At 28.3% G+C, this 13,662-nt stretch carries 11 protein-coding genes and 1 other annotated feature; of the genes, 1 reads left to right on the top strand and 10 read right to left on the bottom strand.

Annotated features, from left to right (window positions below):
- Window position 1: 1 nt before the first annotated feature.
- From I1959_RS01650 to asnS, 5 genes are all read right to left on the bottom strand, one after another.
- Window positions 2–1,342 carry a hypothetical protein gene (locus tag I1959_RS01650; RefSeq protein WP_195236915.1) on the bottom strand — a complete coding sequence of 447 codons (1,341 nt, stop codon included), beginning with the start codon at window positions 1,340–1,342 and terminating at the stop codon, window positions 2–4.
- 87 nt (window positions 1,343–1,429) lie between these two features.
- On the bottom strand, window positions 1,430–1,723 hold the full coding sequence (locus I1959_RS01645; protein WP_195236914.1) for a rhodanese-like domain-containing protein: 294 nt from the start codon (window positions 1,721–1,723) through the stop codon (window positions 1,430–1,432).
- 65 nt (window positions 1,724–1,788) lie between these two features.
- Window positions 1,789–1,971: a hypothetical protein gene (locus tag I1959_RS01640; RefSeq protein ID WP_092926777.1), complete on the bottom strand. Its 183-nt coding sequence runs from the start codon at window positions 1,969–1,971 to the stop codon at window positions 1,789–1,791.
- A gap of 224 nt (window positions 1,972–2,195) precedes the next feature.
- The gene (locus tag I1959_RS01635; protein WP_092926779.1) at window positions 2,196–2,384 is read right to left on the bottom strand and encodes a ferredoxin; all 189 of its coding nucleotides are present in this window, start codon (window positions 2,382–2,384) and stop codon (window positions 2,196–2,198) included.
- A gap of 158 nt (window positions 2,385–2,542) precedes the next feature.
- A complete protein-coding gene (asnS, locus tag I1959_RS01630) occupies window positions 2,543–3,943 on the bottom strand; it encodes an asparagine--tRNA ligase (RefSeq protein WP_166505037.1) in 1,401 nt (466 codons plus the stop codon).
- Window positions 3,944–4,037: 94 nt separating this feature from the next.
- Window positions 4,038–4,270 (bottom strand) — a binding site (T-box leader).
- A 138-nt stretch (window positions 4,271–4,408) separates the two neighbouring features.
- Between asnS and I1959_RS01625 the strand changes: the two genes are divergently transcribed.
- Window positions 4,409–4,801 carry a hypothetical protein gene (locus I1959_RS01625; RefSeq protein WP_166505036.1) on the top strand — a complete coding sequence of 131 codons (393 nt, stop codon included), beginning with the start codon at window positions 4,409–4,411 and terminating at the stop codon, window positions 4,799–4,801.
- Window positions 4,802–4,837: 36 nt separating this feature from the next.
- On the opposite strand, the gene cspC (I1959_RS01620) is transcribed toward I1959_RS01625, so the two are convergent.
- From cspC (I1959_RS01620) to cspBA, 5 genes are all read right to left on the bottom strand, one after another.
- Window positions 4,838–6,520 (bottom strand): bile acid germinant receptor pseudoprotease CspC, encoded by a 1,683-nt coding sequence (gene cspC, locus I1959_RS01620; RefSeq protein ID WP_195236913.1) that lies wholly within the window; start codon window positions 6,518–6,520, stop codon window positions 4,838–4,840.
- 21 nt (window positions 6,521–6,541) lie between these two features.
- Complete coding sequence (locus tag I1959_RS01615; RefSeq protein WP_195236912.1) at window positions 6,542–8,227, bottom strand: S8 family peptidase; 1,686 nt, start codon at window positions 8,225–8,227, stop codon at window positions 6,542–6,544.
- Between the two features lie 117 nt (window positions 8,228–8,344).
- Window positions 8,345–8,539 (bottom strand): CDIF630_02480 family spore surface protein, encoded by a 195-nt coding sequence (locus I1959_RS01610; protein ID WP_092926787.1) that lies wholly within the window; start codon window positions 8,537–8,539, stop codon window positions 8,345–8,347.
- A 54-nt stretch (window positions 8,540–8,593) separates the two neighbouring features.
- Window positions 8,594–10,279, bottom strand: coding sequence for a bile acid germinant receptor pseudoprotease CspC (gene cspC, locus I1959_RS01605; RefSeq protein WP_195236911.1), 1,686 nt, complete (start codon window positions 10,277–10,279; stop codon window positions 8,594–8,596).
- A gap of 24 nt (window positions 10,280–10,303) precedes the next feature.
- Complete coding sequence (gene cspBA / locus I1959_RS15590) at window positions 10,304–13,609, bottom strand: bifunctional germination protease/germinant receptor pseudoprotease CspBA (RefSeq protein WP_271932900.1); 3,306 nt, start codon at window positions 13,607–13,609, stop codon at window positions 10,304–10,306.
- Window positions 13,610–13,662: the final 53 nt, after the last annotated feature.

Raw genomic sequence — 13,662 nt, 5'->3', positions numbered from 1 at the left:
CTTATTCAAAGTTATAAAGTTTATATCCTATAAAGGCTAATATATAGCTATATATAAATGAACTTATAATTGTAATTATAATAGGTAGTCCAAATGTAATAACATTATGATTATTTGCATTTGTAGTTAACATTCCCATACCAACATCAATTTTACTTAACATAGATATTAATGCCATAACAAAAGAATACATTATACTAAATATAAGTAATACATTTTTATCATTATTTTTAAAATGTTTCTTTAAATTACATCCAGCTATTAATATTATAAGACTTACTAATATAAATACTATTATAAATATAAGCTTAGTATCAAAAAATAAATTAGAATTTAATATATTAAATATAGATATTGTATAATCACCTATAACCATAGGAATTAAATTTGCAAATCCCCACATATAAACAGATAATTGACTTACAATTATTCCTGTGTTTATATATTTCATATATTCAGATATACCAAACTCGTATAAATATGTACTATCGGATATAGTAAGTATACCAACAATTATAAATACTAATATGTAACCTATTATAAATATATTTATAACTTTTTTAAATATATTTATATATATGTTTTCTTTGCCTATTCTTTTTTTATATCCTATAGTAAATGTAGATAAAAATCCTATTAAAAAACTATTTATAAATATACTTGTTGTAGCAAACTTTACTTTAAGTAAAGTAGCTATGTTCATCATATCATATGAGTTTAATTCAATTTTTGATATCATACTTATAACTGCCATAAATAAAGCGTAAACTATTCCAACCCCTATAGAATTTATAATGAGTTCATTAGGTGTGTTACTTTTATTTTTCATAAATAATATATTACTTATAACTAAGGATATTATAGGTGCTATTAATAAAGATATTACTCCTAAATGTACGCTTACTTCACCTACACCTATTAAAGATGATGATGTTATATTAATACTACCTAAATTCATACCTAGCATTGTATGAAGTGGACTTATACTAATCCCTAATTTTCCTAAACTTATATCCATCATACCATTAAAAATTACAGATAAAATAAATAAAATCAATATAGATGATACAGAGGTTATAAATATATTAGTGCTACTAGCATAGCTTTTTATATTATTAATATTAAATTTACTTTTTTCTCCTATATTAAATAAGTTTTTATCTACTACTTTAAAAAGCTCATTGCCGCATTGTTTACAATAATTACTTCCATATTTACTTTCAGTATGGCACTTAGAACAATTCATTTCATTATTTATTTCTAGTCTATAATAATTTGAAATTTTATTTAAGATTTTCCCATCCTCTTTTGAATAATTACTATATTTTTCTTCTGTATTCATTATTACCTCCAATACAAGCATTTAACTTATTTATTGCTATATTCATATTATCAAGTATACTATAAAACTCTAGCTAAAAGCTAGAGTTTACAATCCAATTATTCCCTTTTCTAAATTATATAATTTGTTGAATCCTTCCATATGAAGTAGATTACATGCTGTTATACTTCTATGTCCACTTCTACAGTAAACAATAACATTTTTTTCTTTGTATTCTTCTAATTCATCTATCTCAAATAATAAATTATTTAATGGTATATTTATAGAGTTTTCTATATTATTATCTTCATATTCTTCCCTTGTCCTTATATCAATTAATATAGTATCCTCTTTTTTCATTAATTCTTTTAATTTTTTATTATCTATATTTATATAAGCCATATTATCCTCCTTAAATCTTTAATCTATCTATTTAATACCCTGAATATTTTGTTAAAAACATTGTATTAATTAACTTTTCTAGATTTCATAAGCTTAATATGTCTTATTATAAATGATATTTCCATAGTTATAGCTGCACAACTTATAAGCCTTTGAACTATATCTGTTGTATCAACTGCATAGTTATAAAAATATATAATTAATAAAATATCTATTATCAACATTATATTGTCAAGTATCTTTATCATTTTGCCTCCAATTTTTATTATGATTAATAATTATAACATAAAATATAATCTATTTTTCTATATTTTATTAAATTAGGACTTATACTACTCATATATTATTTAGATAATTTGTTAAATTTTTCTGTATATAAAGTTCGCTTATATTTAGTAACGTTTAGATAATTCGATTTAAAGCCGAATAATAAAATTAAAAGCTTAGGATATTCCCTAAGCTTTTAATTTTATTATTCAATTGTTATTGCACTTACTGGACATCCTTCACATGCTTCTTGTGCACTTTCTTGTAAATCCTCACTTATTTCTCCTTCTATAGCTACTGCTAATCCATCATTATCCATATCAAATACTTCTGGGCATATTCCTACACATGCTCCACATCCTATACATACGTCTTTATCTACAAATGCTTTCATTTTAAAGCCTCCTATTTAATTTGTTTACATTATGTATATATCCATATTGTGATGGTCTAAACAGATTTTTTTATATAACTAATTTTTTATTTATTTTTTAAATATTATTATAATATAAAAAGCACTAAACATAAGTCTAGTGCTTTAATATATAAATATTAGAATTCAGCATTTTTAGGAGTTCTTGGGAATGGTATTACGTCTCTTATATTAGACATTCCTGTCATGTACATTATTATTCTTTCAAATCCTAGTCCAAATCCTGAGTGAGTAGCTGTTCCGAACTTTCTAAGTTCTAAGTACCACCAGTAATCTTCCTTGTTTAATCCCATTTCTTCTATTCTTTCTAATAGTTTTTCTTCTCTTTCTTCTCTTTGAGAACCTCCAACTATTTCTCCTACTCCTGGAACTAATAAGTCCATTGCTCTAACAGTCTTTCCATCTTCATTCATTCTCATATAGAATGCTTTTATGTCCTTTGGATAATCAGTAACAAATACTGGAGCTTTAAATATTTGTTCTGTTAAATACCTTTCATGTTCGGTTTGAAGATCATCTCCCCAATTAACTGGGTATTCAAATTCATGTCCGCTTTCTTGTAATATTTTAACAGCATCTGTATAAGTAAGTCTCTTAAATTCAGAGTTTACTACGTTGTTTAATCTATCTAATAATCCTTTGTCTATAAAGTTATTGAAGAATTCCATTTCTTCTGGAGCATTTTCCATTACGTAGTTTATTACGTATTTTATCATGTCTTCAGCAAGTTCCATATTGTCTTCTAAGTCTGCAAAACATATTTCAGGTTCTATCATCCAGAATTCTGATGCATGTCTTTGAGTAAATGAGTTTTCAGCTCTAAAAGTTGGTCCAAATGTATAAACATTTCTAAATGCAAGTGCCATTATTTCTGCATTTAATTGACCACTAACTGTTAAGTTAGCTTCTTTCCCAAAGAAGTCTTTAGAATAGTCTATATTTCCTTCTTCATTCTTAGGTATGTTGTTTAAATCCATAGTAGTTATTCTAAACATTTCTCCTGCACCCTCACAGTCACTTCCTGTTATGATTGGAGAATGTGCATACACGAAGTTTCTATCTTGGAAGAACTTATGTATAGCGTATGCTGCTAAACTTCTTACTCTAAATACAGCAGAGAAAGTGTTACTTCTTGGTCTTAAGTGAGCTATTGTTCTTAGATACTCTAATGTATGTCTTTTCTTTTGTAATGGATATGAAGAATCTGATTCTCCTTCTACTACTACTTTAGTAGCATGTATTTCAACTGGTTGCTTAGCACCTTCTGTTGATACTAATTCTCCTTCTACAAGTATTGATGAACTTATTGGTAATTTAGATATTTCTTTGAAATTCTCTAATTTATCTTCTGCTATTACTATTTGCATGTTCTTAAAGAAACTTCCATCATTTAACTCTATAAATCCAAAGTTTTTAGATGCTCTAGATAATCTTATCCATCCAGCTACATTTACAGTTTTACCTACATACTCTTCTTTTTTTCTGTACAAGTCTTTAATTTCTATAAATTCTTTTTGCATTTTGTTTCCTCCATATTTTATTTTTTATATTACTTATTTTATTTATTACTAAAATATTTATTATTTTGTATTAAAAAAGCCCTTCATCCCTATAAAAAGGGACGAAAGGCTGTTGCTCTCGCGGTACCACCCTAATTGCCAAAACTGGCCTCTTAGTAAGCATTGCTTATAGTCTGTAACGGGACTTCCCGTCTAAGTCTACTCTCTTTCAAGATTTCGGTTAGAAACTCCGAGATGTTCTTCAATATAAACTTCGTATTGAGCTTTCACCATCCTCAACTCGCTATGACTACCTTTTATATTTACTCTTCTCTTCACAGTCTATTATTGTTATATTATTTCAACTATTTAAAAAGATTATACCAACTTATATTTTTTTAGTCAATAATTTATTTTCTAAATAATTATCACAAATGTTTAATACTATATTTATTTATCAATAATATTAGCTAGGAGGTGCATTGCTTGAAATATCTATTTATATTTTTATTTATAATAACATTTATATCACCATCAGTTGATAAAGGATATTCTTCTAATATCATACGCTCATCTGTTTATAATTATATAACTTCTCTAGATAGAGCTAAAGATTATTTTGTAGAAAATGTTTCATTTTTTTCAAAGCTATCTAAATTAAGCTATAAAAAAGCATACGATAATGTCATGAAAGATAGAATATTAGTTAAACACTTAGTTTTATCCGGCGAGACTTTAGACGATATAATAAAAATTTATAATTCTGATATTGAGAATATTGAATATTTTAGATTAGTAGCTCTTAATGAAAATCCTGATACCATTTCCAAAGATTATCAAATATCTTATGGTGATTATATACTCGTTCCTAGTGAATAATTTATATTTTATGTAGACCTATTAAAATAGGTCTACTCATCTTAATATTTTAGCTAATTGTATAAATGTGTTTTTTAAATCAAGTACCCCATAACCTCTTGTTACATTTGGATATATATATAGATCTTTTTTTCTTGCTCCAAGCATTAAGTAAGTTTTTAAAACTTCTGTGAATAATAAATTTCGGCTAAATGCACTTTGACTTGTTATATATTCCATAAGTATAGCTACAACTCCACTTACCATAGAACTGCTTACTCCTGTACCCGTTGATGTGGTATAGCTTCCATTTTTAGATGGAGATATTATATCAACCCCTGGTGCTAATAAATCTGGCTTTATAGGTCTACCTCTTACTGGGCCTTTTGATGAACCTATCCATACACTATCAATCTTATCATCATATGCTCCTATAGTTATTGCATTTGAAATTGCACCAAACAAAGTTATGGTTACAAATGAATTTGGATCTGTAAATCTAGTATCGTTAGAGATTAAGTTTTTATTGGGTAAATACACATCGTACAATCCATCTATAATAAATTCTGGAAATAACCTTAAAGTCCATACTCCTGGTTTAACATTATTTAATTTTATTGTTAATTCTTGAGTCGCTGATTTTATCCAAGGATATAGATATCTAATTTCATAAGATGTATCTTCTATATTAAATTTACCTTTATATGTATAATCATCTGGAGCATATACAACTTTATAGCTTATTTCACCTGATGGTGATATTATTGAAGCTGCTATTTTATCAGGACCTGCAACACTTAATGTTATATCTAAATTTTTTTGCTCTCCAACTTGAATTGGTATATCTTGAATATCATCTATACTATTTATTTTTCCTTGGTAGTGTATATCAGTATTTCCTTCGTTTCCTGCCCCACTAACTACTATTACACCCCTTCCTCTTAAATCATTAAAAGTATCTAGTAATGTAGCTACTACTACAGACCTTGATCTTTCCCCTAAAGTTAAATTAATGATCATGTTTTTTTCTTCTTTTCTAGCTATATCTATAGCATATTTTACTCCTGCTAAGAAGTCTGATAGTTCATAATTAATTTTTCCTTCTTTATAAGTATCTTTATATGATTTTAACTTTATTACTAATAATTCACTATCTACTGCTACCCCTTTGTATTCTCTATTTAAGTTTCCCCTGCCACATGCTATTCCTGAAGCCACAGTACCAGTTCCAATATTATCTTTACTTAAACTTGGATCACTATTTCTTATATACTCATTTATAATATCTTTTTTAAACTCGCTTCCAAATAATAATCCTATTGGAGGGTTCCCCATTTGACTTTCTTGATCCCATATAGATACTATTTTTGTAGTACCATCTGAGTTTATAAAATCAGGATGTAGATAGTCTATGCCAGAGTCTATAATTGTAATTATACATCCTTTTCCTGATGTTTTTATATATGGGTTTTTATCAACATAATCAATACCTGATGCTATTTTTACACTTATTCCACTTTCTAAATTATCAGTTATATCAATTAATGAACTCATAGGTACTGATGGTATCCAATCTGATATGCTTTTTATACTTTTTAATGTCTCTTCTTCAAAACTTTCATCAACATAAATTGATGCTATTTGATTATTTAATATAATATATTTATCTATGTTATATAAATTTAAATCAGTCTCTAAACGTTCTAAATTATCATAAACAATCACATATGATTTTTCCATATAAATATATTCTCCCTAAAATTACCTTAATTGTTCAAACAATCCTCTTATATCTAACTCTCCATATCCATAACTATAATTAGGATATACAACATCTTGATTTCTTCTAGCTCCTGCAGTTAGATATGTTCTTATCTTTTGTACGAATGCTTTATTTTCATAATTCCCATTTACTTGTATATATTGAAGAAATAATGCGACTGCTCCTGATGTGTATGCCGATGCTATGCCAGTTCCTGTCCCTGTTGCATATGTTTTATTTATATATGGACCTATTATATTTACGCCAGGTGCTACTATATCTGGCTTTAACAATGATTCTATGGTAGGTCCTCTTGATGATGGTGCCCATAGACTATTATTTATAGTATCATATGCTCCTACACTTATTACATCATCTAATGTAGATGGATAGTTTATTGTACTTGATGGGTCACTCTTTGAAAATTTAGTTCCTGGTTTGATGAATTTTCTATTTTCTAGGTACATATTATATATTCCATTTGTTATATATGCTCCTATTAATCTAATTTTCCAAATTCCTCTTTTAACATCAGTTAAATTTATTACTGTTCTTTGCTGGCCTGAGTAAGAAAATGGATACGAAAAAGATATTGTGTATCTAGTATTTTCTAAGTTAAATAATCCACTTATAATATTGTAATCAGAAACAAAAGCAACCTTACTTTCATCTCCACTTGGAGATATTATATATAAATCGATTTTATCTGGTCTATTTACCCATAACTCTATATTTAAAATTTCCTCATCTTCCTCTACGTCTATCTCTACATCTTGTATTTCTCCATTAAATCCTAATTTTCCTGATGCATGCGTCTGTGTATTACCTTCATTTCCTACTCCTATTACTTGGCATAATCCATGCTCAAAAAATAACTTATCTGTAGAAAGCCTAGAGCTCATCCCTACTAAACTATTATTTCCCAAAGAAACATTATTAACAAGAGGTTTTCTTTCTTGTCTCGCTTTTTGATACATATATTCCATGGCCGCTATTAAATAGCCATTATTATAATCATTTTCTATTTTCTTTAATTTTACTATTATTAGATCTGATTCTTCTGCTACTCCTTTATACTTAGGGTTTATATTTCCTAATCCTGTGCATATTCCACTTATCATGGTTCCTGTACCTTCTTCATCTACTGATAAAGAAGCATCTTCTTCTAAAATTGCTTTATTTATATCTTCTCTGTTATATTCTGTACCTATATAAAATCCATTTGGTGCTTTTCCTTCTTTTGTTTGATCCCATAGATATAAAATTTTAGATGTTTTATCTGGATATATAAAATCTGGATGTAGATAATCAATCCCAGAATCTGCAATACCAATTATAACTCCTTTGCCACTTATTGATATATTAGGGTTATCTTTAATAAAATTTGCACCTATATCTTCGTTAGCCACAACACCATTAAAAGTTCCTAGATTTATATTTATTAATGATGCTAATCGAATACTAGGTTCTAATCTATATAACGATTTTATATCAATAACATCACTAATATCACTAATATCACTAATACCATTAAGTTCATTATTCTCCGCGAATAATATTCCAAAGTTTTCTGAAATTTTTTCAAACTTAAATTTATCTCCAAATTTTTTTAAATCATCTTCAAAACCTTCTCCATAAATCACATTTCCTACTAAAGTGTAATTTGCTCTAAATTCTTTTTTCATAGTATTTATATCACCCCCATATATGTCAATATTTTATTATTAAAAGTTTCTAAATAAAATTTTTTAATCATCTTTATAAAAAAGTATGCTTTAAATTCTTAAAGCATACTTTTTTTATTATAATCTACTTCCATTATCAACCCACTCTTTAGCATTTTCTACATTATTTAAAGATGGGATTGATACATTAGTTACTTCTTGTAGTTCCTGTGTATTTGCCCAAGCAGCTGTGCTCTCTTGATTTGTTGGCCTATTTGATTTTAATCTTTTGTTATTTTCTCCACTTAATGCTTTACTTTTTTCATTTTGCAAAACTATCACCTCTTTTCATTTTTAGTTTTTGCATTATTTCTTATAAAATACGCTTTATTCAAAGTTATTTGAAATAGAAATAATGGTATCTTTGAGATTTAAAACTCCATATCCTTGAGATACATTTGGGAATGTATATATCTCATTCTTAGTCGCACCAAGCATTAAATATGTTTTTAACTGTTGAGTATATAATGCTTCTTCATACTCATTAGTTTGTTCTTTTATAAACTCCATCATTAATGCTAATACTCCACTTACTACTGATGAACTTACTCCAGTACCTGTCGCTGTATTATATGACTTGTCTTTGTATGTGGAAATTATATCAACACATGGCGCTATTATATCTGGTTTTATCCCCCCATTTTTTACAGGTCCTTTTGATGAACCTATCCATAGGCTATCAGTCCTTCCATTGTATCCACCTATTGTTATTACACTTTCTTGTGTTGCATACATAGTTAGAGTTGCTACTGAATCTGGATCTAGAAATCTAGTATTTTCAGACATTAAATTTTTATTTGGCAAATATAAATCATACTCACCTCTAATTATAAATTCAGGTGCAAGTCTTACATTCCATATACCAGGCTTAACGTCTAGTAGTCTTATTATTAATTCTTGATGTCCTGATTCTAGCCATGGATAAGTAAATTTCATTTCATAGGCTGTGTCTTCTAAGTTAAACTTTCCTCTATATACGTAAAAATCTGGAGAATACATTATTTGATAGCTTACTTCTCCGCCTGGAGATATTATTGATGCCCCAATCTTATCTGGACCAACTGCCACTATTGTTATGTCTAAATTTAACTGTTCTCCTACTTGAATTGTTATATCATTTTTTTCTTCTAAAGATGTAATTATTCCTTGATAATGTATATCTGTATTTCCTTCATTTCCTGCACCACTTACTACTATAATTCCTGGTTTATCTATATCCGAAAATGTTTCTAACATAGTAAGATTTACTATTGATTTTGACATAAGACCTACTGTAAGATTTATTATTAATTCTTTTTTCTCTTTTTTAGCTATATCTAAAACATACTTTATTGCAGCTAAAAAATCTGTTTTTTCATAATTTGTTGTACCTTTTTTGTATCTATCTTTGTATTCTCTAAGTTTTACTATTATTAGTTCACTATCTACGGCCACACCTTTATATTCTCTATTTAACCTTCCATTACCTGATGCAATTCCAGCTGCCATTGTTCCTGTACCCATATTATCTTTAGTTAACGTATCATCATTTTCTTTTATAGCTTGATTTATTTCATCTCTTGTAAATTCACTTCCATATAATAATCCTTTTGGAGGATTTTTTTTCATACTTTCTTGGTCCCATATCGATACTATCCTTGTTGTACCATCTAAATTTATAAAATCTGGGTGTAAGTAATCTATTCCAGAGTCTATTATAGCTATTAATATACCTTTTCCTGTAATATTTATATACGGATTTTTATAAATATAATCAGTTCCAGCAGCGCTAGTAGTACTTTCTCCTTCACTCATATTATTTGTTATATCTATTAATGAACTCATTGGAGCTGAATTTTGCCACCATGCAATAGTATCTATTTTAGTTAATTTTAATTCATCAAAATCTATAGGAACATATATTACTAATATAGTATCATTTAATATTATATATTTTTCTATTTGATTTTTTAATAAATCATTTATTACTTCATCTAAACTACCTTGATACACTATAATATAAGATTTTTCCACAGTGATTTTACTCCCTATCTAACTTTATTTTAATTGATTAAACATTCCAATTATATCTAGCTCTCCATATCCATAACTTTCATTTGGATAAATTATTTCCTTATTTCTTTTTGCACCTGCCTGAAGAAAAGTTCTTATCATTGTTGTGAATGATTTTTGTTTATAATAGCCTTCAACTAATGTGTACTGTAAGTAAAAACTAACAGCTCCAGATACATACGCAGCTGATGCTGCAGTTCCAGTTATAGTGGCATACTTATTATCTGGGTATGTTGATATTATGTTTACCCCTGGAGCTATTATGTCTGGCCTTAACAAACCATTTATAGTTGGTCCTCTTGAAGTAGGTGGCCATAAACTATTATTTATTATGTTATATGCTCCTACTGATATAACATCACTATAAGTAGAAGGATAATTTATAGTATTATTTGGACTTGAATCTCTAAACTGAGTCCCTGGTTTTATAAGCACTCTATTTGGTAGATATATATTATAGATTCCATTACTTATGTATTCTCCTCTTAATCTAATCTTCCATACACCTTTTGTTACATTCTTTAGTCTTATTATAGTTTTTTGCTGACCTGAAAACGATGTTGGATATATATAAGTTATTGCATACCATGTACCTTCAAAATCAAATATTCCCGTTACTTCATTAAAATTTTCAACTTCAATGAACTTACTTACTTCTCCACTTGGTGATATTACTGCTACACTAGCCTTATCTGGTTTATTTATCCATAAATTAATATCAAGAAATTCTTCATCTTCAGCAAGTTCCAATTCTATATCTTGCTCATCTCCATTAAAATTAATCACTCCTGTAGCATGAGTTCTAGTATTGCCTTCATTTCCAACTGCAGATACAAGGCATACTCCTCTACTAAATAATGGTGTATCTGATAATATCCTCTGTGTAGCTCCTACTACGTCATTACTTCCTAAAGATATATTTATTACCAAAGGCATTTTCGCTTCTGCTGCTTTTTTATAGGCATAATCCATCGCAGCTTCTACAAGTGCATTATTATAATTTCCATCAATTTTTTTTAGTTTTACGATTATCAACTCTGCATCTGGAGCTACACCTTCATATCGTTTATCTATATTTCCAAGTCCTGCACATATACCACTTAACATTGTACCTGTTCCCTCTTCATCTACTGACAAAGACTTATCATTTTCTAAAATTGCTTTATTTATTTCTTCTCTTGTATATTCTGTACCTATATAAAACTCATTTGGTGGTCTACCATCTTTAGTTTGATCCCATAAATATAATATTTTAGATGTTCTGTCTGGATATATAAAATCTTCATGTAAGTAATCTATTCCAGAATCGATTATAGCTATTAATACACCTTTACCGGTTAAATTTATATTTATATTATCTTTAAAAAAATTTGCACCAATTTCCTCTGTGGCTACAACTCCGTTCTCTATCCCTCTAGTTATAGTTCCTAGTGAGTTCATTGTTATTATAGGTTCTGAGGTTTTATAAGAGCTTAAACGTTTTATTGTACTAATCTTATTTTGTTCTCCTAAAGGTATCATTAATATTCCATTTTTATCACTTATAGGATAAAACTTATAATCTAAATTTGTTTTTTTTAATTCTTCTTCAAATCCAGGTCCATGAAAAATTTGAATATATGTTTTTATATCGTCTGGAATTTCTAGTCTTCTAAGCTTTTTCGCTTTTTTTTTATTACTTCTATATAAAAAATCGTATTCATTATTCATTTGAGACATACTACTCAAATCTACATTTGATAAATCAAAAAGGCCGTATCCCATAGAGTTATTTGGGTATCTATATACAGGGTTTCTTCTAGCTTCCTTTATAAGAAATGCTCTTAACTTTTGACCATAAAAAAATAAATCATTTCTATTTACAATTCCCCATTCCATTAAGAGCGCTGCCGAGCCAGTCACATGTGGAGTAGCCATACTCGTTCCTGTTAAAGCACCTAAACTCCCACCTGGTAATACTGATAGTATATCTTCTCCTGGAGCTAGTAAGTCTGGCTTAATTACATTTCTTTCTATATCCCCTTCTCCTGAGAATACAGATACATTGTCAGTTCTTGAGTTAAAACTTCCAACAGTTATTACCTTACTTGCAGTTCCTGGAACAGTTACAGTCAAATTTTTATCTGCACCTAAAAATCTAGTATCTTTGCTTATTCCTTCTGACGTTGGTAGGTATATATTTACATTTCCTACGACTACATCTATAGGCGTAAATACCAATTTCCATATTCCCGCATTTATAAATGTATTCGATGTCATTTGAAGAGTAACCCTTCTTATAAGAGAATATGGTGCTATAGGGTAAAAGTATCCTTTTATTCTAGTTGCACCTATTATATTTCTTATTTCTCCTGATGTTAATGATATTTCTTGCGTTTTAGCGTTAGATGGACTTACCAACCTAACACTAAAATTATCAATAAAGTCAGGCCATATATTTATATTTAGTATCTTTTCTGAATCACCTACTACAAATTCAACTTCAACTTCTCTATCTTGCTTTATGTTTATATTTCTATGTCCGCCTTTGTCTGCATTATTTCCAGCTGCAACAACTATATTATTCTTCCAAAATGAACACATATCATCTATATATTGTTCAAATAACGATAATCCTCTATGAGATCCTTCATTACTACCATAGCTTATATTTATAACAATTGGCATTAATAGTTCTAATGCTTTATTTAATACAAATTTTATAGCCCTCATAAACTCTGTACTTCTAGAAAAAACATCAGTTGATCTATTTCCAACTCTTACAACTATTAATTTAGCTTCATTTGCAATTTGAGCGCATATCCCTGCTACATGAGTTCCATGGGCACTAGTTGCAGATACCGGTATTATCTTTTCTCCTCTTATTGCACTATTTATATCTTCATTTGTATAAAGAGTACCATTTCTAAATCCTTCTGGAGGGTTTCCCTGTATTGATTGGTCCCAATAATAAAGTATTTTTGAATTTCCCTGATTATCTTTAAATACATCTAAATTGTAATCTATCCCCGAATCAATGATACCTATTATTGTTCCTTTTCCACTTAGATTATTTAAATTCTTAAACCTAGTTATTCCAGTTCTCGAAAAACTTTGTACATCTTGAGTGGTTAATATAAATGGTTTTTCTATAAATACTATTTGAGGATAATTAAGTAGCGCATCAATTTTTTCTGCACTATCAGCTGTTATTATGGCGTAATTATATTCTAAAATTTCTACGAATACCCCTAATTCTTGTTGTATAAACGAAATATCTCCATTATATCTGACAATTACTTCAAATTCGATAAAAACACCCCCTATGCTTATACCTATATTTATTTTTGCTATTTCTAATATTT

The sequence above is a fragment of the Romboutsia sp. 1001285H_161024_C4 genome (genome assembly GCF_015550185.1).
Classification (GTDB): Bacteria; Bacillota; Clostridia; order Peptostreptococcales; family Peptostreptococcaceae; genus Romboutsia_C; species Romboutsia_C hominis.
This window is presented reverse-complemented; position numbering and strand designations above follow the sequence as displayed.

What these genes read in the sequence shown, in the direction of transcription:
- I1959_RS01650 (WP_195236915.1), bottom strand. Translation starts at nt 1,342, where the DNA reads ATGAATACAGAAGAAAAATATAGTAATTATTCAAAAGAGGATGGGAAA.
- I1959_RS01645 (WP_195236914.1), bottom strand. Translation starts at nt 1,723, where the DNA reads ATGGCTTATATAAATATAGATAATAAAAAATTAAAAGAATTAATGAAA.
- I1959_RS01640 (WP_092926777.1), bottom strand. Translation starts at nt 1,971, where the DNA reads ATGATAAAGATACTTGACAATATAATGTTGATAATAGATATTTTATTA.
- I1959_RS01635 (WP_092926779.1), bottom strand. Translation starts at nt 2,384, where the DNA reads ATGAAAGCATTTGTAGATAAAGACGTATGTATAGGATGTGGAGCATGT.
- asnS (WP_166505037.1), bottom strand. Translation starts at nt 3,943, where the DNA reads ATGCAAAAAGAATTTATAGAAATTAAAGACTTGTACAGAAAAAAAGAA.
- cspC (WP_195236913.1), bottom strand. Translation starts at nt 6,520, where the DNA reads ATGGAAAAATCATATGTGATTGTTTATGATAATTTAGAACGTTTAGAG.
- I1959_RS01615 (WP_195236912.1), bottom strand. Translation starts at nt 8,227, where the DNA reads ATGAAAAAAGAATTTAGAGCAAATTACACTTTAGTAGGAAATGTGATT.